22 protein-coding genes are annotated in these 25,351 nt (G+C 68.6%); 9 read left to right on the top strand and 13 right to left on the bottom strand.

Annotated elements, in window-relative coordinates; translation table 11 throughout:
• The first annotated feature begins 61 nt into the window (after positions 1-61).
• Positions 62-1,315 (top strand): tyrosine--tRNA ligase, encoded by a 1,254-nt coding sequence (tyrS, locus tag ACQ5SP_RS04960; protein WP_430937042.1) that lies wholly within the window; start codon positions 62-64, stop codon positions 1,313-1,315.
• Between the two features lie 25 nt (positions 1,316-1,340).
• On the opposite strand, the gene ACQ5SP_RS04955 is transcribed toward tyrS, so the two are convergent.
• From ACQ5SP_RS04955 to ACQ5SP_RS04930, 6 genes are all read right to left on the bottom strand, one after another.
• The gene (locus tag ACQ5SP_RS04955; protein WP_430937040.1) at positions 1,341-2,318 is read right to left on the bottom strand and encodes a DUF3179 domain-containing protein; all 978 of its coding nucleotides are present in this window, start codon (positions 2,316-2,318) and stop codon (positions 1,341-1,343) included.
• A gap of 90 nt (positions 2,319-2,408) precedes the next feature.
• On the bottom strand, positions 2,409-2,975 hold the full coding sequence (locus tag ACQ5SP_RS04950; protein WP_430937038.1) for a peptidylprolyl isomerase: 567 nt from the start codon (positions 2,973-2,975) through the stop codon (positions 2,409-2,411).
• On the bottom strand, positions 2,968-3,483 hold the full coding sequence (locus tag ACQ5SP_RS04945; RefSeq protein WP_430937036.1) for a peptidylprolyl isomerase: 516 nt from the start codon (positions 3,481-3,483) through the stop codon (positions 2,968-2,970). Before ACQ5SP_RS04945 ends, ACQ5SP_RS04950 begins: the two co-directional genes overlap by 8 nt.
• A gap of 64 nt (positions 3,484-3,547) precedes the next feature.
• Positions 3,548-4,045 (bottom strand): pantetheine-phosphate adenylyltransferase, encoded by a 498-nt coding sequence (gene coaD / locus ACQ5SP_RS04940; RefSeq protein WP_430937034.1) that lies wholly within the window; start codon positions 4,043-4,045, stop codon positions 3,548-3,550.
• Positions 4,046-4,220: 175 nt separating this feature from the next.
• Complete coding sequence (locus ACQ5SP_RS04935; RefSeq protein WP_430937032.1) at positions 4,221-4,655, bottom strand: CBS domain-containing protein; 435 nt, start codon at positions 4,653-4,655, stop codon at positions 4,221-4,223.
• A 59-nt stretch (positions 4,656-4,714) separates the two neighbouring features.
• Positions 4,715-5,605: a LysR family transcriptional regulator gene (locus ACQ5SP_RS04930; RefSeq protein ID WP_430937181.1), complete on the bottom strand. Its 891-nt coding sequence runs from the start codon at positions 5,603-5,605 to the stop codon at positions 4,715-4,717.
• A 116-nt stretch (positions 5,606-5,721) separates the two neighbouring features.
• Here ACQ5SP_RS04930 and ACQ5SP_RS04925 point away from each other — a divergent pair, with 116 nt between their 5' ends.
• From ACQ5SP_RS04925 to ACQ5SP_RS04895, 7 genes are all read left to right on the top strand, one after another.
• The gene (locus ACQ5SP_RS04925; RefSeq protein ID WP_430937030.1) at positions 5,722-7,221 is read left to right on the top strand and encodes a CoA-acylating methylmalonate-semialdehyde dehydrogenase; all 1,500 of its coding nucleotides are present in this window, start codon (positions 5,722-5,724) and stop codon (positions 7,219-7,221) included.
• 142 nt (positions 7,222-7,363) lie between these two features.
• Positions 7,364-8,494: a carboxylate-amine ligase gene (locus tag ACQ5SP_RS04920; RefSeq protein ID WP_430937028.1), complete on the top strand. Its 1,131-nt coding sequence runs from the start codon at positions 7,364-7,366 to the stop codon at positions 8,492-8,494.
• An 84-nt stretch (positions 8,495-8,578) separates the two neighbouring features.
• Positions 8,579-9,724 carry an acyl-CoA dehydrogenase family protein gene (locus tag ACQ5SP_RS04915; protein WP_430937026.1) on the top strand — a complete coding sequence of 382 codons (1,146 nt, stop codon included), beginning with the start codon at positions 8,579-8,581 and terminating at the stop codon, positions 9,722-9,724.
• Positions 9,724-10,767, top strand: coding sequence for an enoyl-CoA hydratase/isomerase family protein (locus ACQ5SP_RS04910; protein WP_430937024.1), 1,044 nt, complete (start codon positions 9,724-9,726; stop codon positions 10,765-10,767). Before ACQ5SP_RS04915 ends, ACQ5SP_RS04910 begins: the two co-directional genes overlap by 1 nt.
• Positions 10,764-11,633 carry a 3-hydroxyisobutyrate dehydrogenase gene (gene mmsB, locus ACQ5SP_RS04905; RefSeq protein ID WP_430937022.1) on the top strand — a complete coding sequence of 290 codons (870 nt, stop codon included), beginning with the start codon at positions 10,764-10,766 and terminating at the stop codon, positions 11,631-11,633. The genes ACQ5SP_RS04910 and mmsB overlap by 4 nt, the downstream gene beginning before the upstream one ends.
• 4 nt (positions 11,634-11,637) lie before the next feature.
• The gene (locus ACQ5SP_RS04900; RefSeq protein ID WP_430937020.1) at positions 11,638-12,300 is read left to right on the top strand and encodes a Crp/Fnr family transcriptional regulator; all 663 of its coding nucleotides are present in this window, start codon (positions 11,638-11,640) and stop codon (positions 12,298-12,300) included.
• 84 nt (positions 12,301-12,384) lie between these two features.
• Complete coding sequence (locus ACQ5SP_RS04895) at positions 12,385-12,582, top strand: YgaP family membrane protein (protein ID WP_430937018.1); 198 nt, start codon at positions 12,385-12,387, stop codon at positions 12,580-12,582.
• A 43-nt stretch (positions 12,583-12,625) separates the two neighbouring features.
• Here ACQ5SP_RS04895 and uvrA read toward each other — a convergent pair whose 3' ends face one another.
• Positions 12,626-15,484 (bottom strand): excinuclease ABC subunit UvrA, encoded by a 2,859-nt coding sequence (gene uvrA / locus ACQ5SP_RS04890; protein ID WP_430937016.1) that lies wholly within the window; start codon positions 15,482-15,484, stop codon positions 12,626-12,628.
• 192 nt (positions 15,485-15,676) lie between these two features.
• Between uvrA and ACQ5SP_RS04885 the strand changes: the two genes are divergently transcribed.
• Positions 15,677-16,039, top strand: coding sequence for a rhodanese-like domain-containing protein (locus ACQ5SP_RS04885; protein ID WP_430937014.1), 363 nt, complete (start codon positions 15,677-15,679; stop codon positions 16,037-16,039).
• A gap of 70 nt (positions 16,040-16,109) precedes the next feature.
• Here the strand turns inward: ACQ5SP_RS04885 and lpdA are convergent, their stop codons facing one another.
• The 6 genes from lpdA to ACQ5SP_RS04855 all read right to left on the bottom strand — a co-directional run bounded on the left by lpdA (position 16,110) and on the right by ACQ5SP_RS04855 (position 25,304).
• Positions 16,110-17,504 (bottom strand): dihydrolipoyl dehydrogenase, encoded by a 1,395-nt coding sequence (gene lpdA, locus ACQ5SP_RS04880; RefSeq protein ID WP_430937012.1) that lies wholly within the window; start codon positions 17,502-17,504, stop codon positions 16,110-16,112.
• A gap of 144 nt (positions 17,505-17,648) precedes the next feature.
• Complete coding sequence (locus ACQ5SP_RS04875; RefSeq protein ID WP_430937010.1) at positions 17,649-18,251, bottom strand: DUF924 family protein; 603 nt, start codon at positions 18,249-18,251, stop codon at positions 17,649-17,651.
• Between the two features lie 82 nt (positions 18,252-18,333).
• On the bottom strand, positions 18,334-19,623 hold the full coding sequence (locus ACQ5SP_RS04870; protein WP_430937008.1) for an MFS transporter: 1,290 nt from the start codon (positions 19,621-19,623) through the stop codon (positions 18,334-18,336).
• A gap of 284 nt (positions 19,624-19,907) precedes the next feature.
• Positions 19,908-20,606 carry a hypothetical protein gene (locus ACQ5SP_RS04865; protein WP_430937006.1) on the bottom strand — a complete coding sequence of 233 codons (699 nt, stop codon included), beginning with the start codon at positions 20,604-20,606 and terminating at the stop codon, positions 19,908-19,910.
• A 307-nt stretch (positions 20,607-20,913) separates the two neighbouring features.
• A complete protein-coding gene (gene queA / locus ACQ5SP_RS04860; protein ID WP_430937004.1) occupies positions 20,914-22,017 on the bottom strand; it encodes a tRNA preQ1(34) S-adenosylmethionine ribosyltransferase-isomerase QueA in 1,104 nt (367 codons plus the stop codon).
• Positions 22,014-25,304, bottom strand: coding sequence for an AsmA-like C-terminal region-containing protein (locus ACQ5SP_RS04855; RefSeq protein ID WP_430937002.1), 3,291 nt, complete (start codon positions 25,302-25,304; stop codon positions 22,014-22,016). Before ACQ5SP_RS04855 ends, queA begins: the two co-directional genes overlap by 4 nt.
• Between the last annotated feature and the right edge of the window lie 47 nt (positions 25,305-25,351).

Raw genomic sequence — 25,351 nt, 5'->3', positions numbered from 1 at the left:
CCTTTGTCCCCGCCCCCTATATGACAGGGGCGCCAGACCCCTGAGAATGGACCGAAAGCCGATGACCTACCACCCCAAATCCGAGTTCCTGCATGTCATGCAAGAGCGCGGCTTCCTGGCCGACTGCACCGATCTCCAGGGGCTCGACGAGGCCATGGCGGTGGGCATCGTGCCGGCCTATATCGGCTTCGACGCGACGGCGCGCTCGCTGCATGTGGGCAGTCTGATCCAGATCATGATGCTGCGCTGGCTGCAAAAGACCGGTCACAAGCCGCTCGTGCTGATGGGCGGCGGCACCACCAAGGTGGGCGATCCCAGCTTCCGCGCCGATGAGCGCCCGCTTCTGACCGGCCCCCAGATCGCGGACAACATCGCCGGTATCAAGGAGGTTTTCCGCAGCTACGTCACCTTCGGCCACGGCGCGACCGACGCGCTGATGCTCGACAACGCGGAGTGGCTGGACGAGCTGAACTACCTCGAGTTCCTGCGCGATATCGGCCGGCATTTCAGCGTGAACCGGATGCTCGCCTTCGAGAGCGTGAAATCACGCATCGACCGCGAGCAGTCGCTGTCGTTCCTCGAGTTCAACTACATGATCCTCCAGGCCTATGACTTCCTGGAGCTCTACCGCCGCTACGGCTGCCGGCTGCAGATGGGCGGGTCGGATCAGTGGGGCAACATCGTCAACGGCATCGACCTGACCCGCCGCGTGGCCGATCACGAGGTGTTCGGGCTGACCTCGCCGCTGCTGACAACCGCGGACGGCAAGAAGATGGGCAAGACCGCCGACGGGGCGATCTGGCTGAACGCCGACATGCGCAGCCCTTACGAGTTCTGGCAGTTCTGGCGCAACACCGCCGATGCCGATGTCGGCCGGTTCCTGAAACTCTACACCGAGCTTCCGGTCGAGGAATGCGCACGGCTGGGCGCGCTCTCGGGGGCCGAGATCAACGCGGCCAAGATCCGCCTGGCCAACGAGGTGACGACGCTCGCCCACGGGGCCGAGGCCGCCGCCGCCGCCGAGGCGACGGCGCGCGAGGTCTTCGAGAAGGGCGGCGCGGGCGACGACCTGCCGAGGCTGGCGCTCTCGGCCGGCGAGATCGGCGACGGCATCTCGGTAGTGCAGCTCTTCGTGCGCTCGGGGCTGGCGAAATCCGGCAAGGACGCCAAGCGGCTCATCGCCGAGGGCGGCGCGCGGCTCGACGACGCGCCGGTGACCGACGCCGGGCAGATGGTGGACGCCGCGCGGCTCGCCGCGCCGCTCAAGCTGTCGGCCGGCAAGAAGCGCCACGCGCTGGTGACGCTGGGCGACTAGCGGGGCCCGGGCCGGGCGCCCGGCCCTACTCGCCCAGCATCCACTGCCCGTTCGGGTGGAAGGCGTGGAAGGCGAAGGCGAACATCACGTCATGGGCCACGTCCCGGCCCGCGGCATCCCGGACCCGTATATTGCCGACCTCGCGCCCCGCGCCGATGTCGCGCGTGTCCAGCGCCGAGGCCTGGCCCGCGGCCCAGGTGATCGTCACCCCGGCCTCGCTGAGCGGCGCCGCCGCGCGGACCCGTGTCAGCGGCCAGGCGCGTTCGCCCACCTTCACCACCCGCGCCGTGGGCGGGATGTCATGGGGCGGCATCTCGCCGGAATAGAGAAACGGCCGCCCGCTGTCATAGCTGACATAGGGGTTTTCGCCATAGGGGCGGCGCGCGTCCGGCTGGTCCATGACCAGGCCCTCGGGATTGCGGGCACGGAAGGCCTGCCAGCTTTCCATCCAGGACGGCAGCTGCGCGAGTTCGTCGCCGGTATGATGCCCGACGATGCCTTCGCCCAGCGCCTGTTGCCACCAGCTCTCGGTCTCGCGGTCATACATGATCATGTCGGAATGGCGCAGCTTGCCCGAAACGCCGAAGGTGCGCAGCGCCCCGTCCACCCGCCGGTCGAAGACGATGCCCGAATTGCAGAGCGGGCAGAAGGTCACGGCAACCGGCGTGCCGCCGACCCTGTCGTTCACGATCTCATGCCAGGTGAGGTAGCGTATCGGATAGGCGCGCGGTGCCGCGCCGTCGATCTCCAGCGTGATCACCGGCTCGCGGCCGGTCAGCCGATCCTCTTCGGCGACCGGGATGAAGGACGGCTCCCAGATCGCGGGAATACCGTCCTTCGGTGGGCCGCCCGAGACGATCTCGGAAAAGGGCACGGCGGAGGTCTCGAAATCCGTCCTGGGCCATTCGCGCTCCCACGAGGCGACCTGGGCGGGCGCGGCAGTGGCCAGGACAAGGGCGGCGGCGAGGCCGGCGGCAAGGCGATCAAGGCGATCAAGGCGCATGGGTCTCTCCCGGACGATGGACGCGTCCAGAATGACAGAGGGCCGTGCCCCGGCACAGCCCTCCTCACGCGGTGTTGTCCGCCCGTGTGGCTACATGTCCGCCTTCACGCGGACGCTTTCCATGTAGTCGGGATCGCTGACGGCCCCGTTGCGGCCCTGCCCCTTCCTGATCGCGTGCACGACCTCCATGCCGTCGGTGACGCGGCCCACCACGGTGTATTGCCCGTTCAGGTGGGGCGCGCGGTCGAACATGATGAAGAACTGCGAATTGGCGCTGTCCGGATCCTGCGACCGCGCCATGCCGACGACGCCCTCGACAAAGGGCAGCCGCGAGAACTCCGCCGCGAGATCCGGCAGCTCCGAGCCGCCCATGCCCGCGCGCGCGGTGTCTCCGCCGCGCTTGCCGAAGGCGACGTCGCCGGTCTGCGCCATGAAGCCCTCGATCACGCGGTGGAACACCACGCCGTCATAGTGCCCCGCGCGGGCCAGCGTCTTGATCTGCGCGACATGGTTCGGCGCCACATCGGGCAAGAGCGCGATCTCGACCGTGCCCTCGGTGCTGCCGGCGACGGTGATCACCAGCGTGTTCTCGTCGTCGGCCAGCGCCGGTCCCGCCATCAGGACCAGCCCGGCCAGGGCGCCCAGGATCCTACGCATCGGCGATATCCGCGGCGACACGGACCCTGATCATGCGGTCGGGATTGCGCGGCGGCTCGCCGCGGGTGATGGCATCCACATGCTCCATCCCGGAGATCACCCGCCCATAGACCGTGTACTGGCCATTCAGGAAGTGATTGTCCGAGAAGTTGATGAAGAACTGGGAATTGGCGGAATTCGGATTGGCCGAGCGCGCCGCGCCCAGCGTGCCGCGGTCATGGGGCAGCTTCGAGAACTCGGCCGGCAGATCCGGCAGATCCGAGCCACCGGTGCCCGCGCGGTGCAGGTCGGCGCCCTTCCCGGCATTGCCATGGGCCACGTCGCCGGTCTGCGCCATGAAGCCCTCGATCACGCGATGAAAGATCACGTCGTCATAGGCGCCGGCACGGGCCAGTTCCTTCATGCGTTCGACATGCCTGGGCGCCACGTCGGGCAGCAGCTCGATCGCCACCGGCCCGTGCCTGAGCTCGATGACGACGGTGTTCTCGGGATCCTTGTAATCGGCCATGTCCACTCCTTGCCTGGTCCGCTTGAAACCTAGGCCGGGGCGACGCCGAGGGAAAGCCCCGCGATCAGTCCTTCGCGAACTTCTGCCGCAGCGCCGCGTCCACCGTCGGCGTCACGAATTTCGATACGTCGCCGCCGAGCCGGGCGATTTCCTTCACCAGCCGCGAGGCGATCGCCTGGTTCTTGGCATCGGCCATCAGGAAGACCGTCTCGACGCTGTCGTCGAGGGCGCGGTTCATGCCCACCATCTGGAACTCGTACTCGAAATCCGAGACCGCGCGCAGACCGCGGATGATCATGCTGGCGCCGACGTCATGGGCGCAGTCGATCAGCAGGTTCTCGAAGGGATGGGCGATGATCTCGGTGCCGTTGACCCGCGTCAGCCGGGCGCATTCCTCCTCGATCATGCGCACGCGCTCCTCAAGATCGAAGAGCGGGCCCTTGTCGCGGTTGATCGCGACGCCGATCACGAGCCGGTCGACCAGCGTGCAGGCCCGCCGGATGATGTCCACATGCCCGAGCGTCATCGGGTCGAAGGTTCCGGGATAGAGTCCGGTGCGCATGGGATCCCCCCGCTGCTCTGTCACGGGCGCACGCAACAATATTGCCCGCGCGAATGCAAGGGGGGATGCGCCCGGTGCTTCACCGTTCCGGAAATATCCCCGCCGGAGGCCCCCGAGCGTCCCCCGCGAGGGGGGCGCGAGAGACAGGCGTGGCGCGCACCCGGCGCGCCGCCGCTCAGTGGCCCATGATCATGCCCTGCAGCGCCTCTTTTTCCATGCTGAGCTCGGAAAGCCGCGCCTTGACCACGTCCCCGATGGAGATCAGCCCGACCATCTGGCCATCCGCCATGACCGGCATGTGGCGGAAGCGGCCCTCGGTCATGCGGGCCATCACCTGGTCCGATCCCTCGTCGAGCGTGCAGCCGACCAGCTCGGCCGTCATCATCTCGCGCACCATCTCGCTCATGCAGGACGGCCCCCGGGCCCCGAGCTCGCGCACGATGTCGCGTTCGGAGAGGATCCCCAGCGGCACCGCCCCGTCCTCGGACACGATCACCGCGCCGATACGCTTGACCGAGAGCATCTCGGCCGCCTCCTTCACCGTCGCCCCCGGCGCGATGGTGGCGATCTCGCCGCTCCCTTTCGCCTTCAGGATCTGCCGGACCAGCATCTGCGCCTCCCGTTCTTGTCATGTTATCGGCGAAGCGTCGCCCAGACCCCGACGACCTGTCAAGTCAGCCGTTCGCGCCGGGCCACCTCGGCGCGGAGCCCCGCCGCCAGCTGATCGGCGAAGCGGTTGAGGCGTTCGACCCGGCGATCGTCGGCATGGCGGATCAGGTAGAAGCTGCGGGTGAGCGCGATCTCGCCCGGCAGCACCTTGCAGAGATCGCCCTGCCCGGCCATCGCGAAATCGTGGACGACGGCCAGGCCGGCCCCCTGGCGCACCCAGTTCAGCTGCACCGTCACGCTGTTGGAGGCCAGCGCCACCCGCTCGGCGCCGGTCTCGGCCAGGTAGTCCAGTTCCGTGTCGTAGATCATGTCGGGAATATAGCCGACGAGCCGGTGCCCCTCGAGGTCCGCGCGCCGGCGGATCGGGGGATGCGCGTCGAGATAGGACCGCGCGCCCACCAGGTGCAGCTGGTAATCCGTCAGCTTCTGCACGGTCAGCCGCCCCGCCGTCGGGCGCGACACGCCGATCGCCATGTCGGCCTCGCGCTTGGAGAGGTTGAAGACCCGCGGCAGCGCCACGATCTGCACCTCGAGCCCCGGGTTCGCATCGCAGATCGCCGCGGTGACCTGCGGCAACAGGAAGGTCGCGCAGCCATCCGGTGCGCCGATGCGGATCGAGCCGGTCAGCAGGTCCGGATCGCCGCGTGTCTCTTCCAGCGCGCCGGTCACCGCCTGTTCCACGGCCCCCGCATGGGCGAGGAAGCCCTGCCCGGCCTCCGACAGCGCGTAGCCCTGCGGCGATTTCACGAAAAGCCGGGCGCCGAGCGCCTCCTCGAGCCGCTGGACGCGCCGGCCCACCGTCGCGGGATCGAGCCGCAGCGCGCGGCCGGCCGCCGAAAGGCTCTCGCGCCGCGCCACCGCGAGAAAGACCCGGATATCGTCCCAGCGCAGATCGCGCGCCATAGCATGCCTGCATTTTTGCAAAACGCTTTTGGCGTGTTTCGTCTTTTCGGAACAAAAACGCAAGACTAGGGTGGCGACAGCCTCACAGTCCCAGGGAGAGTGCCATGGAAGAACTTACGCATTACATCGACGGCAAACGCGTCAAGGGCGCGTCGGGCCGGTTCTCCGACGTGTTCAACCCGGCCACCGGCGAGGTCCAGGCCCGCGTGCCGCTGGCCACGAAGGCCGAGCTCGACGCCGCCGTGGCCGTCGCCGCCGAGGCCCAGAAAGGCTGGGCCGCGACCAATCCGCAGCGCCGCGCACGGGTGATGATGAAGTTCGGCCAGCTCATCAACGACCACATGGACGAGCTGGCCGAACTGGTCAGCCGCGAGCACGGCAAGACCCTGCCCGACGGGCGCGGCGACGTGCAGCGCGGGCTCGAGGTGGTCGAGGTCTGCATGGGCGCGCCGCACATGCTCAAGGGCGAGTTCACCGATGACGGCGGGCCGGGCATCGATCTCTACTCGATGCGCCAGCCGCTCGGCGTGGTCGCGGGCATCACGCCGTTCAACTTCCCGGCGATGATCCCGCTCTGGAAGATGGCGCCGGCGCTGGCCTGCGGCAACGCGATGATCCTGAAGCCGTCGGAGCGCTGCCCGTCGACCGCACTCCGGCTCGTCGAGCTGATCGAGGAAGCCGGCCTGCCCAAGGGCGTGCTGCAGGTCGTCAACGGCGACAAGGAAGCCGTGGACGCGATCCTCGACAACGAGACGATCCAGGCCGTGGGCTTCGTCGGATCCACACCGATCGCGCAATACATCTACGGCCGCGCGGCCACGAACGGCAAGCGCGCGCAATGCTTCGGCGGCGCCAAGAACCACATGATCGTCATGCCCGACGCCGATCTCGACAAGGCGGCCGACGCGCTGGTGGGCGCGGGCTACGGCGCGGCGGGCGAACGCTGCATGGCGATCTCGGTCGCGGTGCCGGTCGGCGAGAAGACCGCCGACGCGCTGGTCGAGCGGCTGGTGCCGCGGATCGAGAAGCTGAAGGTCGGCCCCTACACCGCCGGCGCGGACGTGGATTACGGCCCCGTCATCACCAAGCAGGCCGAGGAGCGCATCCGCGGGCTCATCGACAGCGGCGTGGACCAGGGCGCCGAACTGCTCGTGGACGGGCGCGATTTCCGGCTGCAGGGCTACGAGACCGGTTTCTTCATCGGACCCTCGCTCTTCGACCGGGTCACGCCGGACATGGACATCTACAAGGAAGAGATCTTCGGCCCCGTGCTGAGCCAGGTGCGCGCCGAGAGCTACGAGGACGCGCTCCGGCTGACCATGGACAACCCCTATGGCAACGGCACCGCGATCTTCACCTCGGATGGCGACACCGCCCGCGACTTCGCCCACCGCGTCAATGTGGGCATGGTCGGGATCAACTTCCCGATCCCGGTGCCGCTCAGCTACCACACCTTCGGCGGGTGGAAGAAATCGGCCTTCGGCGACCTGAACCAGTACGGCCCGGACGCCTTCCGCTTCTACACCCGGACCAAGACCGTGACCGAGCGCTGGTTCTCGGGCATCAAGGAGGGCGGCGAGTTCCATTTCAAGCAGATGGACTGACGCAAGCCGCCGGCCGGGGGATCCGTGCCTCCGGCGGGGATATTTGGACCACTTGGAGAGGGCGCCCGCCGCGGCGCCCTTTTTCTTGTCGGCTGGCCGGGGCTCTGCTTTCATGGACCGGCGGCAGCGGAGGGACGGGCGGATGAGCATCATTCCAAGCTTCACCCTGGGCCTCGAAGAGGAATACCTCCTCGTCGACGCCGAGACGATGGACCTGGCCGAGGCACCCGAGGGGCTGATCGAGGAATACCGCGCGGAGCTGCAGGACCAGGTCAGCCCCGAGTTCCTGCAATGCCAGGTGGAGGTCGGAACGCGGGTCTGCCGCGATATCCCCGGCGCCCGCGACGAGCTGAAGCGGCTGCGCGCCACGATCGCGCGGATCGCCGCGCGCCACGGGCTGGCGCCGCTCGCGGTCTCCTGCCACCCGACCGCCGACTGGAAGACCCAGCATCACACCGACCGCGACCGCTACAACGCGCTCGACCGCGATCTCGCGGGGGTGGCGCGGCGGATGCTGATCTGCGGGATGCATGTGCATGTGGGCGTCGAATCCGACGAGATGCGGATCGACCTGATGAACCAGTTCACCTATTTCTTGCCGCATCTGCTGGCGCTCTCGACCTCGTCGCCCTTCTGGCAGGGCCAAGACACCGGGCTTGCCAGCTACCGCCTGACGGTCTTCGACAACCTGCCGCGCACCGGGCTGCCGCCGCGCTTCGCCAGCCATTCGGAATACGCGCGCTCGACCGGGACGATCGTCGGCACCGGGATCATCGAGGACACCACCAAGATCTGGTGGGACATGCGCCCCTCGGCCCGCTTCCCGACGCTGGAGAGCCGGATCTGCGACGTCTCGCCCCGGCTCGAGCACACGCTGTCGATCGCGGCGCTGACGCAATGCATCATGCGGATGCTCTGGCGGCTGCGGGTCGCGAACCAGCGCTGGCGGATCTACGACACCTTTCTCGTGGGCGAGAACCGCTGGCGCGCGCAGCGCTACGGCACCGAGGAAGGCCTGATCGATTTCGGCCGCGGCGCCGTGGTGCCCTTCTCGGTGCTGGTCGAGGAGCTGATCGCGCTGGTGGAGGAAGACGCCGAGGCGCTCGGCTGCCTGGCCGAGGTCGAGGCCGCCCGCGACATCCTGGCCGCGGGCACCAGCGCCAGGCGGCAGCGCCGCGTCTTCGCGGCGGCCCGCGACGGCGGCGCCGACGACGCCGCGGCCTATCACGCGGTGATGCGGGCCCTGGCCGAGGAGTTTTCCGCCGATCTCTGATCCGGGGGCGGCGGGGGGTTGCAAAACTCCTGCAACAATCGGTTATTAAACGGGCGTTCAATTCCCGCCCCGTGGAGGAATGTGATGGATTTCGCAGCGACCGAGGAACAGACCGCGATCTTCGACATGGCCCACGCCTTCGGCCAGGCCGAGATCGCGCCGCATGCCGCCGACTGGGAAAAGGCCGGCACCATCCCGAAGGATCTCTGGCCGAAACTGGCCGCGCTTGGGCTTGGCGGCATCTATGTGCGCGAGGACTCGGGCGGATCGGGGCTCTCGCGGCTGGACGCGACGCTGATCTTCGAGGCGCTCTCGATGGCCTGCCCCTCCGTCGCGGCGTTTCTCTCGATCCACAACATGTGCGCGGCGATGCTGGACAAGTTCGGTTCGGACGCGGTGCGCGATCGCTGGCTCGGCCCCGCGATCGGGATGGAGACCGTCTTCAGCTACTGCCTGACGGAACCCGGCTCGGGCTCCGACGCGGCGGCGCTGAAGACCAGGGCCGAGCGGACCAACGCCGGCTACAGCCTGACCGGAACCAAGGCTTTCATCTCCGGCGGCGGCTACTCGGACGCCTATATCGTCATGGCCCGCACGGGCACGGCCGGGCCGCGCGGCATCTCGGCGATCATCGTGCCGGACGGGACCGAGGGGCTGTCCTTCGGGGGGCTCGAGGACAAGATGGGCTGGCGGTCGCAGCCGACGCGGCAGGTCCAGTTCGACGACTGCGCCGTGCCGGCGGAGAACCTGCTCGGCGAGGAAGGGCGCGGCTTTTCCTATGCCATGGCCGGGCTCGACGGCGGGCGGCTCAACATCGCGGCCTGCGCGCTCGGCGGGGCACAGGCCGCGCTCGACGCGGCGCTGGGCTACATGGGGGAGCGCAAGGCCTTCGGCCAGCCGCTCGACCAGTTCCAGGCCCTGCAGTTCCGGCTGGCCGACATGGAGGTGAAGCTCCAGTCCGCCCGCACCTTCCTGCGCCAGGCGGCCTGGAAGCTCGACCGGGGCGCGCCGGATGCCACGAAATTCTGCGCCATGGCCAAGCTCTACGTCACCGACCGCGCCTTCGAGGTCGCCAATGACTGCCTGCAAATGCATGGCGGCTATGGCTACCTGGCCGATTACGGGATCGAGAAAATCGTGCGCGACCTGCGGGTGCACCAGATCCTCGAGGGCACCAACGAGATCATGCGCCTGATCGTGTCGCGGCAGATGCTGGAGGCCCGCGGCTGATGTCCGACATCCACATCCGCAAGGAGGGCCGGGCCGGCCGGATCACGCTGAACAGGCCCAAGGCGCTCAACGCGCTCTCCTATGCCATGTGCCTCGAGGTCGAAAAGGCGCTGGACGCCTGGGCCGGCGACGACTCGGTCGCGCTGGTGCTGATCGACGCCGTGGGCGAAAAGGCGTTCTGCGCGGGCGGCGACATCCAGGAGATGTACGACACCGGCACGCGCGGCGATTACGATTACGGGCGCCGGTTCTGGCGCGACGAGTACCGGATGAACGCCAAGATGGCGGAATTCCCGAAACCGGTCGTCAGCCTGATGCAGGGGTTCACCATGGGCGGCGGCGTCGGCGTCGGCTGCCACGGATCGCACCGGGTCGTGGGCGAAAGCTCCAGGATCGCGATGCCGGAATGCGGGATCGGCCTGGTGCCGGATGTCGGCGGCTCCTACCTGCTGGCGCGGGCGCCCGGGCGGCTTGGCGAGTATCTCGGCGCGACCGGGGCGCGGATGGGCCCGGCCGACGCGATCCTCGCGGGGTTCGCCGATCACTTCGTGCCCGAGCCGGGCTGGGCGGCGCTGACGGCCGAGCTGGTGGAGACCGGCGATGCCGGCGCCGTCGCCCGGCATGCCCGCACCGCGCCGGCCGCGATCCTGGCCGCGCGCCAGGTGGAGATCGACCTGCTGTTCAACGGCACGCTGGCCGATATCGACGCGGCCCTCGCGGCCGATGGCGGCGATTTCGCGGCCGAGACGCGCAAGGCGCTCGGGCGGAACGCGCCGCTCTCGATGGCCTGCGCCATCGAGATGGTCCGGCGGCTGCGCGGCGGCGCGGGCATCCGCGACGCGCTGACGCTGGAGTACCGCTTTACCTATCGCAGCATGGAAGAGGCGGATTTCCTCGAGGGCATCCGCGCGCTGATCATCGACAAGGACAAGACGCCGAAATGGCGCCACGCCGGCCCCGCCGAGGTGACCGAGGCCGAGGTCGCGCACATGCTCTCGCCGCTCGGTGCGGCGGGCCTGAAACTGGAGGAGGAGCTGTCATGAAGATCGGGTTCATCGGATTGGGCAACATGGGCGCGCCGATGGCGCGGAACCTGGCCGCGGCCGGCCACGAGGTGACGGGCTTCGACCTGGCCGCACCCTGCCCCGAAGGCGTCGCGCAGGCCGCCAGCGCGGCCGCGGCCGCCGCCGGGCGCGCGGTGGTCGTGACCATGCTGCCCAACGGCGACATCCTGCGCCGCGTGGCCGCGGAGATCATCCCGGCCATGCAAGAGGGCGCGGTGTTCCTCGACTGTTCCACCGTCGACGTGGCCAGCGCCCGCGCGGTGGCCGACCAGGCCCAGGCGGCCGGGCTCTCGGCGCTGGACGCGCCGGTCTCGGGCGGGGTCGGCGGCGCCGAGGCGGGGACGCTCACCTTCATGGTGGGCGGCGACGAGACCGGCTTCGGCACGGCGAAGCCGCTTTTCGAGATCATGGGCCAGAAGGCCGTCTATTGCGGCCCCTCGGGCAACGGCCAGGCGGCCAAGATCTGCAACAACATGATCCTGGGCGCGACGATGGCCGTGACCTGCGAGGCCTTCGCCCTGGCCGACCGCCTGGGGCTCGACCGGCAGGCGATGTATGACGTGGTCTCCACCTCGTCGGGGCAGAGCTGGTCGATGACCACCTATTGCCCCGCCCCGGGCGTCGGGCCGAAATCGCCGGCCGACAACGCCTACACCCCCGGCTTCGCCGCCGAGCTGATGCTGAAGGATCTGCGGCTCGCCGCCCAGGCCGCCGCCGAGGCCGGGGCCGAGACCCCCATGGGCACCTGCGCGCTGGATCTTTACGCCACCTTCGTCGAGGAGGAGGACGGCAAGGGCCGCGATTTCTCGGCGCTGCTGCCGCGGCTCGAGAAGCGGGGCGGCTGAGACCTTGGGCTGGACGGCGCGCGCCACGGGGCTGGACGGGTTCGAACCGGGGACGCTGGCGCGGCTGGAGCGGCTCGCCCCGCAGTGCGTGCCGCGGGGCACGGTGCTCTTCCAGCCAGGCGACACGGTCCAGGGCTTCGTGGTCATGCTCTCGGGACGGGTGGAGGTCTACCTCACGGGGCCGGGCGGGCGCGAGATCCTGCTCTACGCCGTAGCGCCGGGCCAGTCCTGCGTGCAGTCCACGCTGGGTCTCCTGGGCGGCGAGGCCTATAGCGGCGAGGCTCTCGCCACCGAGGACAGCGAACTGGTCCTGATCCCGCGCGACGCCTTTCTGGCCCTGACCGCCGACAGCGCGGCCTTCCGCAGCTTCGTCTTCGGCGCCTTCGCGCAGCGGGTCCAGGGGATGATGCACCTTCTCGAACGCGTGGCCTTCCAGAAGGTCGAGGCCCGGCTTGCCGCGGCGCTGCTGGACCGGGCGGACGCGGCCGGGCGCATCACGGCCACCCACCAGGACATGGCCGCGCGCGTGGGCACCGCCCGCGAGGTTGTCTCTCGCCGCCTGGAAAGCTTCGAGAAGCGTGGCTGGCTCAAGCGCGACCGCGGGGCGGTCACCCTGACCGATCGCGGCGCGCTGGTCGCCCTCGCCGGTCTCGCCCCCGAACGGTGACCGGAGTCACAGACCGGCGGGGCGTTTTCTGGCACTGTCGTCGCATAAGCCCGGATGGCCGGGCCCATCGATTCGGAGGACAGCATGTTCCAGAAAAACGTCGGCACCATCGACCGCGCCCTGCGCATTCTCGTCGGGCTCGCCCTGCTCGCGGGCTTCTTCCTGAACGCCGAGGCCAGCTATCGCTGGCTTTACCTGATCGGGATCGTCCCGCTTGCCACGGGCCTGATGTCGAGCTGCCCGCTCTATTCCATCTTCGGGATCAGGACCTGCAAGGGCTGAACCGCCGCGCCCGGCCCGGCGGGCCACCGCCGGGCCGCACCGGTCATTCCGCCGCCACGCGCCGCGCGGCTAGGATGTCCTTGAGATAACGACCGGTGTGGCTGCGGGCGACCGCGGCCACCTCTTCGGGCGTGCCCTCGGCGACGATCTCGCCGCCGCCATCGCCGCCCTCGGGCCCGATGTCGATGATCCAGTCGGCGGTCTTGATCACGTCGAGATTATGCTCGATGACGATGACGGTGTTGCCGGATTCAACAAGCTCGTGAAGCACTTCCAGGAGTTTCTTCACGTCCTCGAAATGCAGGCCCGTGGTGGGCTCGTCGAGGATGTAGAGCGTCCGCCCCGTTGACCGCTTCGCCAGCTCCTTGGACAGCTTCACCCGCTGCGCCTCGCCGCCCGAGAGAGTCGTGGCCTGCTGGCCCACCTTGATGTAGCCGAGCCCCACCCGCATCAGCGCATCCATCTTCTCGCGGATCGACGGCACCGCCTTGAAGAAATCCTGCGCCTCTTCGACGGTCATCTCGAGCACGTCGGCGATGGACTTGCCCTTGAAGGTCACTTCCAGCGTCTCGCGGTTGTACCGCGCGCCGTTGCAGCTCTCGCAGGTGACATAGACGTCGGGGAGGAAGTGCATCTCGATCTTGATGACCCCGTCGCCCTGGCAGGCCTCGCAGCGCCCGCCCTTGACGTTGAAACTGAAGCGCCCCGGCTTGTAGCCGCGCGCCTTGGCCTCGGGCAGGCCCGCGAACCAGTCGCGGATCGGCGTGAAGGCCCCGGTGTAAGTCGCTGGATTCGAACGCGGAGTCCGCCCGATAGGGCGCTGGTCGATATCGATGACCTTGTCGAGATGCTCCAGCCCGCGGATCGTCTCGCAGGGGGCCGGCGTCTGCCGGGCGCCGTTCAGCCGCATCGAGGCGGTCTTGAACAGGGTCTCGATCGTCAGGGTCGATTTCCCACCGCCCGAGACGCCGGTGACGCAGACGAAGCGGCCCAGCGGGAATTCGACCGTGACGTCCTGCAGGTTGTTGCCACTGGCCTTTTCGACGGTCACCGCGCGATCATTTCCGGCGCGTCGGGTATCGGGAACCGCGATTTCCCGCGTGCCGGTCAGGTACTGGCCGGTGATCGAGGCCGGGTCGGCGGCGATATCCTCGGGCGTGCCCTGGGCGACGATATGCCCGCCATGCACGCCCGCGCCCGGTCCGATATCCAGCACGTGGTCGGCCTCGCGGATCGCCTCTTCGTCATGCTCGACGACGATCACCGTGTTGCCCTGGTCGCGCAGGTTCTTGAGCGTCGTCAGCAGGCGGTCGTTGTCGCGCTGGTGCAGCCCGATCGAGGGCTCGTCCAGCACGTAGAGCACCCCCGTCAGCCCCGAGCCGATCTGGCTGGCCAGCCGGATGCGCTGGCTCTCGCCGCCCGAGAGCGTGCCGGCATTGCGGCTGAGCGTCAGGTATTCGAGGCCGACATTGTTCAGGAATCCAAGCCGTTCGCGGATTTCCTTGAGGATCGCGCGGGCGATCTCGTTCTTCTGGTCGGTCAGGTGCCGGGGCACGGTTTCGCACCAGGCCCAGGCCTGCTTGATGGATTTCTCGACCACCTCGCCCACATGCAGCCCCGCGATCTTCACCGCCAGCGCCTCGGGCTTCAGCCGGTAGCCGCCGCAGGCGCCGCAGGGGCGGTTGTTCTGGTAGCGTTCGAACTCCTCGCGCACCCAGGCACTGTCGGTCTCGCGCCAGCGGCGCTGCATGTTGGGGATCACGCCCTCGAAGGCACGGGTCACCTGGTAGACCCGGCCGCCCTCATCGTAGCGGAACTTGATCTCCTCCTCGCCGGACCCGTAGAGCATCACCTGCCGAACGTGATCCGGCAGGTCGCGCCAGGCGGTGTGCGGCGCGAAGCCGTAATGCGCCGCGATGGCCTCGATCGTCTGCAGGAAATAGGGCGACTTGCCCTTGCGCCAGGGCGCGAGCGCCCCGTCATAGAGCGTCAGCCGCTCGTCCGGCACGACGAGCTTCGGGTCGAAGAACAGCTCCACCCCGAGCCCGTCGCAGGACGGGCAGGCGCCGAACGGCGCGTTGAAGGAAAAGAGCCGCGGCTCGATCTCGGGAATGGTGAAGCCCGAGACCGGGCAGGCGAAGTTTTCCGAGAAGGTGATGCGTTCCGGATCGCCCTCGCGCGGGGCGGTCTCCAGCACCGCGATGCCGGATGCCAGGTCGAGCGCGGTGCGGAAACTGTCGGCGAGCCGCGTCTCCATCCCCTCGCGCACCACGATGCGATCCACCACCACGTCGATGTCGTGGCGGAACTTCTTGTCGAGCGTCGGCGGATCGTCGAGTTCGTGGAACGCGCCGTCGACCTTCACACGCTGGAAGCCCTGCTTTCGCAGCTCCAGGAATTCCTTGCGGTATTCGCCCTTGCGGTCGCGCACGATGGGCGCCAGCAGGTAGGCGCGCGTGCCCTCCTCCATCGTCATGACGCGGTCAACCATGTCCTGGACCTGCTGTGCCTCGATCGGCAGGCCGGTCGCGGGCGAATAGGGCGTGCCGACCCGTGCGAAGAGGAGCCGCAGGTAATCGTAGATCTCGGTCACCGTGCCGACGGTGGAGCGCGGGTTCTTCGAGGTCGTCTTCTGCTCGATGGAGATCGCCGGGCTGAGCCCCGCGATATGATCCACGTCCGGCTTCTCCATCATGTCGAGGAACTGGCGAGCATAGGCGCTGAGGCTTTCGACATAGCGGCGCTGTCCCTCGGCATAGATCGTGTCGAAGGCGAGCGAGGATTTCCCGGACCCGCTGAGCCCGGTTATCACCACCAGCTTGTCGCGCGGGATGTCGACATCCACGTCCTTGAGATTGTGCTCGCGGGCACCCCGCACTTCGATCTGCTTGAGCTCGGCCATCGGACCCTCCGGTCAATGGGTTAAGACATAGGGGAACGCGCCCGAGTCTCCAACCCGAATTTGAGAACATAGCACGAACTTCCGCGTGGCCCAGGCACCTGGGCGGGCCTTGATATATTCTGATGTTGATATATATTAGCGGCCAAAGGGCGCGCGACGCGCCATCCACGCGCTCACCCGAGGAGTAAGCCCATGTTTTCCCTTCTGAACGCCCGCAAGACCACTGCCGGGCTGTCGCCCCGAGATGCCGTGGCCCGCGCCACCGAGGATCGGCTGACGCTGATCGACGTGCGCGGCCATGACGAACTGGCCCGGACCGGCAAGGCCGCGGGGGCCGTGCATATCCCGCTCATGCTGCTGCAATCGCAGGCCGACCCGCGCCACCCCGAGTTCCACCCCGCCCTCTCGGCCGGGCATCCCGTGGCCGTCTACTGCGCCTCCGGGGCGCGGTCCGGGCTGGCCAAGCAGATGCTGGAAGGTTTCGGCTTCGCCGAGGTCCACAATATCGGCGGGCTGGGGGACTGGACCGGCGCCGGCGGCCCGCTGGAGCGCTGATCGCCCGCACGAGACGCGAAAGGCCCGCGCCGACAGGACGCGGGCCTTTTTCCTGCCGCGGCGGCGCGGGTCAGATGTGGATGACCCGATCGAAGGCGTCGAGCACCGACTCGTGCATCATCTCGCTCAGCGTCGGGTGCGGGAAGACCGTCTCCATCAGCTCGGCCTCGGTGGTCTCCAGCGTGCGGCCGACCACGTAGCCCTGGATCAGCTCGGTCACCTCGGCGCCGACCATATGCGCGCCCAGAAGCTCACCCGTCTTCTCTTCGAAGATCGTCTTGACCATGCCTTCCGGTTCGCCCAGCGCCAGCGCCTTGCCGTTGCCGATGAAGGGGAAGCGGCCGACCTTGATCTTCAGGCCCTTTTCCTTGGCCTGGGCCTCGGTCAGGCCGACGCTGGCGACCTGCGGGTGGCAATAGGTGCAGCCGGCGATGCTGTTGGGATCGACCGGGTGCGGGTCGCCACCGGCGATCAGCTCCGCGACCATCACGCCCTCGTGGCTGGCCTTGTGCGCCAGCCAGGGCGCACCGGCCACGTCGCCGATGGCGTAGAGCCCGTCCACCCCGGTGCGGCAATGCGGATCGGTGACGACGTGGCTGCGCTCGACCTTGACGCCCAGGTCCTCGAGCCCAAGCCCCTCGACATTGCCGACGATGCCGACGGCGGAGATCACCGTGTCGAACGCGTGCTTCTCGGTCTTGCCGCCGGTCTCGATATGGGCGGTGACCTTGTCCTTGGCGCGGTCGAGCTGCTTGACCGACGACTTCTCGAGAATGGTCATCCCCTGCTTGGTAAAGGCTTTCTTGGCGAAGCCGCTGATCTCGGCATCCTCGACCGGCAGGATGCGATCCATGACCTCGACGACCGTGGTGTCGGCCCCGAGCGTGTTGTAGAAGCTCGCGAACTCGATGCCGATCGCGCCGGATCCGATGACAAGCAGCTTCTTGGGCATGTGCGGCGGCGTCAGGGCGTTCTTGTAGGTCCAGACCCGTTCACCGTCGCCCTCGAGCCCCGGCAGCTCGCGCGCGCGGGCCCCGGTGGCGAGGACGATGGATTTCGCGGTCAGTTCCTCGGTGCCCTTGTCGGTCTTGACGCTGACCTTGCCCTTGGCGGGCAGCGTGGCCTCGCCCATCATCACGGTGACCTTGTTCTTCTTCATCAGGTGACCGACGCCGGAGTTCAGCTGCTTGGCGATCCCGCGCGACCGCTTGACGACCGCATCAAGATCGTAGCTTAACCCATCGGCCTTGAGGCCGAATTCCTGGGCGCGATGCATCAGGTGGAACACCTCTGCCGACCGCAGCATCGCCTTGGTCGGGATGCAGCCCCAGTTCAGGCAGATGCCCCCCATGTGCTCGCGTTCCACGATCGCGACCTTCAGGCCCAGCTGCGCCCCGCGAATGGCGGCGACGTAGCCCCCCGGGCCTGCACCGATCACGATCATGTCGAATGAATTGGCAGCCATCGGACTCCTCCGGAAGAAATTTTGTTTGATATTAAACTATCCGCGCCCGCACCGCAACGGATCCGGCGCGCGGGGACCGGCACGGCGCGAAGTCCCGCCATGCGCCGGCTGCAAGGGAAGGCCCGGGAACGGTCGGCGGCCCGATCAGGCCGGCACGGCGTTCCGGGTTCCGCAATCCTGCTGAATCTCGCGCACCGTGGCGCCGTAGCCACCGGCCGCGATATAGTCGGCCTCGGGGCGCGTCGTCTCGCGCGCAAGCGCGTCGTTGCGGTAGGGGAAACGCCCGAAGCGCCGGATCACCTCGCGATGCGCGCGGGCATGCAGCAGGTTGTCGCTGCCGGACTCCGGCATCCGGGTGAGGATCAGCCGCACGCTGCGATCCTGGTCGCACAGGCATTCGGAATGCATCAGCGGCAGGTAGAAGAACTGCCGGTCCGGTTCGGGCACCCGCCTGTCCCAGCCGCGGTCGATCGCCCGCTTCGCCAGGCCGAGTGCCTTGCGGTCGGATGCGAAGGACTCGGCGCTGCCGCGGAACATGTTGCGCGGAAACTGGTCGAGCAGGACGATCAGCGCCAAGGCGCTCCTGGGTCCGTTCAACCAGTCGTCGTATCGTCCAGCGAGGGCATCGCGCCAGCCCGCTTCGAACCGATCACGGATCCTGGCGTCGAGCGCCGGGTCCACCTCGTACCACTGTTTCGGTTCCAGTTCTCCGAACCAGAAGTCGAGCACATCATCGGGCGTCAGCATCGGGTTTCCTCCTCGCTCCCTGCTTTGCCCCCCGGGCCACAAAACCGTTACAAAGATTCGCCCACATGACAACCCTTGGGAGTCACGGGGCTTCCGATTTGTTATCCACATGCGGCTCGGTGGCCTCTTCGTCCTCGAGCGCCTGCTCGAAGGCGTATTCTTGCGCCAGCTCGACCGCCACCGGCGAGGCTGTCGGCACGACCGGCGCATAGGCGACCGTATCCGCGGCGCTCGGCGTCGGGCGCTGCGTCATCCGGTAGGCCGCGTAGCCCGCGGTGGCGAAGAACAGCACCGAGACGAACCCGAAGAAGCCGTTCGGCCCGACAAGATCCATCAGCCAGCCGATGATGAGCGGCCCCGCCGTGGCCCCCACCCCGTTGAGGAAGATCAGCCCGCCGGACGCGGCGGCCATGTCGTCATGTTCGAGGAAATCGTTGGTATAGGCGATCAGCAGCGAATAGAGCGGGTTCGACACGCCGCCCATGACGAAGGCCAGCCCCACCAGGACGGGAAACCCCGGCGCGATCAGCAGCGGCAGCGCGGTGGCCACCGCCGCGAAGGCCGCCAGCGCCATGATGAGCACGCGGCGGTCCATGCGGTCCGAGATCCAGCCGATCGGGTATTGCAGGATCATGCCGCCGACGAAGATCGACGAGACGAAGATCGAGATTTCCGCGACGCTGAGCCCCGCGGTCGTGCCGTAGACGGCCGACATGCCGAACTGCGCGGCGAAGACCCCGCCCAGCAGGAACGCCCCGACGAAGCCCAGCGGCGAGGCGTCGAAGAGCTGGCGCAGGGTCATCGGCTTGGTCGATTCGAAGATCGGCGCCGGGCTGACCGACAGCAGGATCGGCGCGAAGGCGACCGAGACCAGCACAGAGGGAATGACGAAGAGCAGCCAGCCGGCGGGATCGGCCAGGTTCATCAGGCCCTGCGCCGCCACGACGCCGGCCATCTGCACGATCATGTAGATCGACAGCGCCTTGCCGCGGTTCTCGTTCGAGGCCGAGTTGTTGAGCCAGCTTTCCGCGGTGACGTAGACGCCCGAGAAACAGAAGCCGATCAGAACCCGCATCGCGGTCCAGACCCAGGGATCGGGCGCCGCGGCATAAAGGATCAGCACCGCCGAGATCAGCGAGCCGAGCGCGGCGAAGACCCGGACATGACCGACCCGCCGGATCAGCTTGGGCGTCAGGCGCGAGCCGCCGAGGAAACCGACGAAATAGGCCGACATGATGAAGGACATCTCGGTCGCCGAGAATCCCTCGATGGCGCCGCGCACGCCCAGCAGCGTGCCCTGCAGGCCGTTGCCGACCATCAGCAGCAGCATGCCCAGCAGCAACGCCCAGGAATATCTCAGAACCTCGAGCATCCAGTCCCTCCAGCCTCTTCCTCGCAGCTAGCAGACCGGGATTGCAACCCGACCGCCCCGAAGCGACGCTCAGGCGTCGCGTTTGATCCCGGGGACCAGCAACGCGGCGCCGCCGCAGGAGAAGAAGCGATGGCGTTCGGCCACGGCTAGGCGAGTCGCAGCCTCCCGGTCCGGCCGGCCAGCGGCATGCGCCCGGGTCGGGGCCGGGCGATTTGCCGCGTGGGCATGACCGGCCCTGTCGAGCACCGCGAGGTCTGGTCAGCGCACCTGCCTGCCAGACCCGATCAGCAGAATTTTATCGAGATCCCGAAGATTAATGCCGCGAGATAGAACGCGGCCTTCTCTGCCGGGGTGCACCTGTCCTGCAAGAGGCAGCGCACGACATAGACCACCGCAATCAGAAGCTTCGCGGCAATGAGGACGAGTTTCCACATCGGGATATTGTCGCGCACGCCCCGATCATCCCGTCGGCGCTCCGCTTCGAGTTGGTTGATGCGGGCTTCGATCGCCTCCCCGGGGTTCTTGCCCGACAGGACGGTCTCCAGAGCTTCCTTCATCACGGTATCGATCTTCTCGACATCCGAGGGCTTGAGATCCGTATCCGCGATCAGCGCCATGAATTCGTCGGAGAATGCCGTTGCCACCCGCGTGGCATCTGCCGGGTCCGGCGCGGGAACTTTATCGTACTGAACCTTAACATCCGCTGCGAAACCGGCAGCGAGCTTCAACTGCTTTAACCCCTCCTCCTGGAACGCCTTTGCACGCGCCAGGTGCGCCGCGGCGAAATCGGTCTGACCCGTTTGCTCGGACCGGCCCGCAGCGCGATGGTGCAACTCGCACCTGCCAAACGCGAGCGTGGCCGCGCCCAGCCTTTGAGACAAGCGATCAAGAGACGGAAGATCGGGCGACTCTACGCAAGAGAGCCATGCCTGCTCCAATTGAAGGTATTCATACGCGTGACGATTCTCGAGACTGGCAAACATTTAACACTACTCCGGGATTTGGCGTCTGGAACACTACGTATAGATGCGCGACGGTTCGGCTTCGCACGCGCAACCAAGCAGTCACGATACCTGAAACAGCACTTCAGACCGAGAGATTTCGTAGTCGACCAAGCCCTCGGCCTGGTCCGTTCGGCCCAGGACGGTTTTTGGTGCAGGCTTGCCGAATTCGACGCCATTTCCAGATGACGGCGTGGCGGCGGACCCGGGCTGGACCGATCGGCGCCCGTCACCCGATGAGGGCGCTTCGGGTGTCCCTGCCTCTTTCGGTCTCGTCGCCGGGCATCGTTCAGGAAAGCGGCGCGGAGTTTTCTTGCGCCGACTTTGCCGAGGGCGCGGGCCCCTCCGGCAAGAGGAGCGAACTGTCCCCGTAGCTGAAGAACCGGTAACCCTGCGCGATGGCGTGGGCATAGATCCTGCGGATGCGGTCGACCCCCATCAGCGCCGAGACGAGCATCATCAGCGTCGATTTCGGCAGGTGGAAATTGGTCATCAGCGCGTCCGCGACGCGGAACCGGTAGCCGGGCCGGATGAAGATGTCGGTATCGCCCTGCCATGCCTGCATCATGCCGTCCGCGGCCGCGGCAGTCTCGATCAGGCGCAGCGCCGTCGTGCCGACGGGGATGATCCGGCCGCCGGCGGCGCGGGTGGCGTTGATCTCGGCGGCGGCCTCGGCCGTGACTTCGCCCCACTCGGCATGCATCCTGTGCTGGGTGACGTCGTCGACCTTCACCGGCAGGAAGGTTCCGGCCCCGACATGCAGGGTCACATGGGTGAAGCCCACGCCGCGCGCCTCGAGCGCGGCCAGCAACGGGGCATCGAAATGCAGCGAGGCCGTCGGCGCGGCGACCGCCCCCGACCGCCGCGCCCAGACGGTCTGGTAATCCTCGCGGTCCCGGGCGTCGGCCTTGCGGCGCGACTCGATATAGGGCGGCAGCGGCATCGCCCCCGCCGCGGCCAGCGCGGTGTCGAAATCCGTGCCTTCCAGGTTGAAGGCCAGGTCGGCCGTGCCATCCGCCTTGGCGACGACCTCGGCCGAGAGATCCTCCGAGAACCGGATCACCTCGCCTTCGCGGACCTTTTTCAGCGGCTTGAGCATCGCCTGCCACCCGCCCCCCGGCCGTGGCTCCAGCAGCGTGACCTCGATCCGGGCCTCCGTCGCGCCGGTCGCCCCAATGCGCCGGCGCGTCCCCGAGAGCCGCGCCGGGATCACCTTGGTGTCGTTCAGGATCAGCCGGTCGTCCGGCCCCAGCAGGCGCGGCAGGTCGCGGACATGCAGGTCGCGGATCGCGTCACCCTCGGCCACGAGCAGCCGCGCGGCGCTGCGCGGGCGCGCCGGCCGGGTCGCGATCAGCTCTTCCGGCAGGTCGAAATCGAACTCCGACAGTTTCATTGCCCGGCCACCGTCGGCGGCGGGCGGCGGAACAGCTCGCGCAGAAAGCCCGGGGCAAGCCCAGAGAGCGGGTTGACCGTCACCTCCGGGGCATCGGTCGGGCCGCGCAACTCGTAATTGAAGCCGAAAACGCCCTCGCCGCGGTCGCGCCCGAAGATCCCGCCGAAAAGGCGGGTCTGCTCGAGCATGCCGTTCAGCATGTAGACGGGCGTGAAGACCCCCTGCATCGCCAGTCGCTCCTGCGTCGTGTCGTAGACCCCTTCCATCGACAGCCCGATCGAGGGCCCGATGGCGCTGCCTTTCCTGACCGTGACGGCCCCGGGCGTCAAGCTGAGTTGGGCGTCCACATCGCTGAAATACAGCCCCTCGCCCGACAGCTGCTCGAGCAGGCCGACGACGCTGACCGCCGAGATCAGTTCGGCCAGCGTCGGCGCGTCGCGCACCCGCGTGTCGCGGATCTGGAGCGTGCCGTCATAGCTGCGCGGCGTCCCCGTGGGCACCAGCCTCAGGGCAAAGCTGCCCCCGGCCGCGCCCGGGAATATGCCGGCCGCGCGCAGGATCGCGCCGGCATCCGCGCCGGTGATCCGGATGCCCGTCCCGGCGCGGTCGCGTATCGGGGCGAGCGTGGCGGTGACCGGCGCGGCCCCGTTCACCTGGCCCGCGAGCCGCCCGTTCAGCGCGCCGCCGGTTTCCAGCGCGCCGCGCACCCCGGTCAGCGCGATCCCGTCGGTCACCACCAGCCGGTCCAGCGAGACCGAGATCGGCCCGCCCGCACCGCCGCCCGGCCCGAAGCGGGCGCGGCGCATGTCCAGCGTGCCGCCCTCGACGGACAGCGCCGCCGGCACGCCGGCGCCGCGCCCGCGCAGCACCACCGGCCCGTCGAACCATCCGCCGATCCGGACCCGGTCGAACCGCGCGGCATCGAGCCCGCCATCCGGGGCGAGCGCGACCGCGCCGCGCGCCGAGAGACCGGCGGCCTCGATCTCGAGCGTGTCGATCGCGGCCGGCTGGCCGAGGGTGCCGGCAACCTCCAGCCGGCCGGTGGTGGCGGCCCCCTTGCCCCAGCCCAGCGCCGGCAGCGAGAGCCGCAAGCGGTTGAGATCCGAGACCAGCCGGAAGCTTGGCGGCGCGTCGGGGCGCAGCGCGACCTCGACGGTGCCCAGCCCGGTGCCGCCGACGGCGCCCTCGGGCAGGCCGATGCCGAACTCCTCGACGAAGGCCTGCGACAGCTCGACCGTCGCCTCGACGCGGCTCCGGCCGCGGTGCTCGGGGCCGAACGCCTTGATCCAGGCCCCCTCCACCGGCACGGCGCCGAGCGATCCGGCCCCCGAGACCGTCAGGCCGTCGGCATCGGTCCGCAGCCGGAGCCGGGGCGCGCGCAACACGCGATCCCCCATCAGGCCCGCCGCCGCGACCCCCGTCACCGTGCCCTCGGCGCCGTAGCGCACGTCATCGGGTTTCAGGTCATCCTTGAGCGGCAGGCCGATCTCGACCGCGACCTCGGCCTGCCCGGTGGCGAAATCCGTCGGCAGCCTGGCCTTGGTCAGGAAACGGAACGGTTCCGAGTCGAGGATTTCCAGCGCCGCGCGCAGGTTGCCGGCCGCCTGCAGCCGGATCTCCGCGGGCGCGTCGCGAACGGTGATGTCGGGGACCGAGAACACGCTCCCGTCCAGCGCGATGGGGCCGCCCCGGGACGGCGTCACCGTGCCGGAGTAGAGCTTCATGTCCAGCGACTCGTGGGTCAGCACCCCGAAGCCGTTGCCCTGCTCCAGCGGCGGCATCGTCCGCATGAAGCGCCCGTCGAGGCCCTGGAAATCGTAGTTCAGCGAAAACCGCGCCGGCGCCGTGCCGGTCCTGCGGAAGGCGCCGGTGATGTTGCGAAGCTCTGCGGCCCGGATATTCTCGCTCATCCAGCGGCGGGTTCCCGGCTTGAACGCCACCGGCCAGAGCGCCAGCATCCGGTCGCGGTCCAGCGCCGGGATCGAGAAGTCGAGCCGGCTTTCCCAGCCGTCTGGGGTCGCCGCGATGCTGCCATGGGCGCGGTAGCGTCGCTCGGTCTCGGTCAGGACCAGCTGGCCCAGGTCGACCCGGAACGGATCGAGCCGGACCCGCATGTCGATCGCGCCGCCCGTGAACACGGCGGGCGCCTCGAAGATGCCCCGGGGATTGAGCTCCACCGTCGTGAACCGCAGCTGCCCGAGCAGCGTCTCGGCCATGCGCCCGTCCCGCCCGCGCAGATAGGCGTGCCCGCTGGCTTCCACGGTGCCGGCGTCGCTTTCCACCACGACCTGGTCGAAGGTCAGCCGCGAGGCCGCGTCGTCATAGGTGAAGTAGGTCTTCGCGCGGCGGAACGCCGTCGGCGCCTGCCCTGCGATCACGTCGAGCGCCCCGGCGCCGATTTCAAGCGTCCCGTTCAGCGCCTCGAACTGCCCGGTCTCGGTCACCTCCATCGCCAGGGCGCCCGAGATCGGCGCGTCGAGCACGTCGAGCCAGGAGAGCGCGACCGACTGCACCGCGATATCCCGCGCCGGCACGTCGTTGAACCGGACCCGCAGGTTCAGTCCCGGCGTGCCCTTGGCGTGATCCATCGCCAGCAGCGCGACCGTGTCCTCCGCGCCCGGCCGGTCGACGCGGAAGCCCAGGTCGGCCGACAGGATCTCGGGGCCGTTTTCCAGCGTCAGACGGCCGTCCGCCACCTCCCAGACGCGGCCGGTAAGGGCGTCGTCGAAGGTGATCGCCAGGCCGGTGCCCTCGACCACCTCGAGGCGACGCAGGTAATCGCCGTCGAAAAGCTGCTCCACCGCGCGGACGGTCTGTTCGAGCCCGCGGGCCTCGGCCATCTCCGGCGTGCCGGCACCGCCGAAGGCCACGTCCACGGTTCCGTCCGCCGTGCGTCGCAGCCGGATCCGCGCCCCGGCCAGGCGGATACGCTCGGGCCGCAGCGCGCCGCGCAAGAGCGCCCCGCGATCGAGGCGCGCCTCCAGATCCGGCAGCGCGGCGCGTTGCCGGGCATCGGCGCCGGACAGGACGAGATCGGACACGCGCAGGACCGGGGTGAAGCCGTCCTCGACCGCGATACGCAGCGCGCCCAGTTCCACGCGCCCCGCGGCCAGGCCCGCATTGACCCGCGCCTCGATCCGCAGCGTGATCGCGCCGGGCAGTTGCAGCTGTCCGCCCGCGACCACGAGCAGGCCACCCGCCCCCGCGAGGGCGAGCAGCGCCACGCTCACCAGCACGAAAAGGCCGATGCGGCGATTGCGGGGGATCTGTGGTGTCGGCTCTGTCATATCCGCGGTGTCCGGCGCCTCTCCGCGCCAGGGCGGCCAGCCCTCTT

The sequence above is a fragment of the Rhodovulum sp. YNF3179 genome, from assembly GCF_050586465.1.
In the GTDB taxonomy this organism is placed as follows: Bacteria; Pseudomonadota; Alphaproteobacteria; order Rhodobacterales; family Rhodobacteraceae; genus CAJXYS01.
This window is presented reverse-complemented; position numbering and strand designations above follow the sequence as displayed.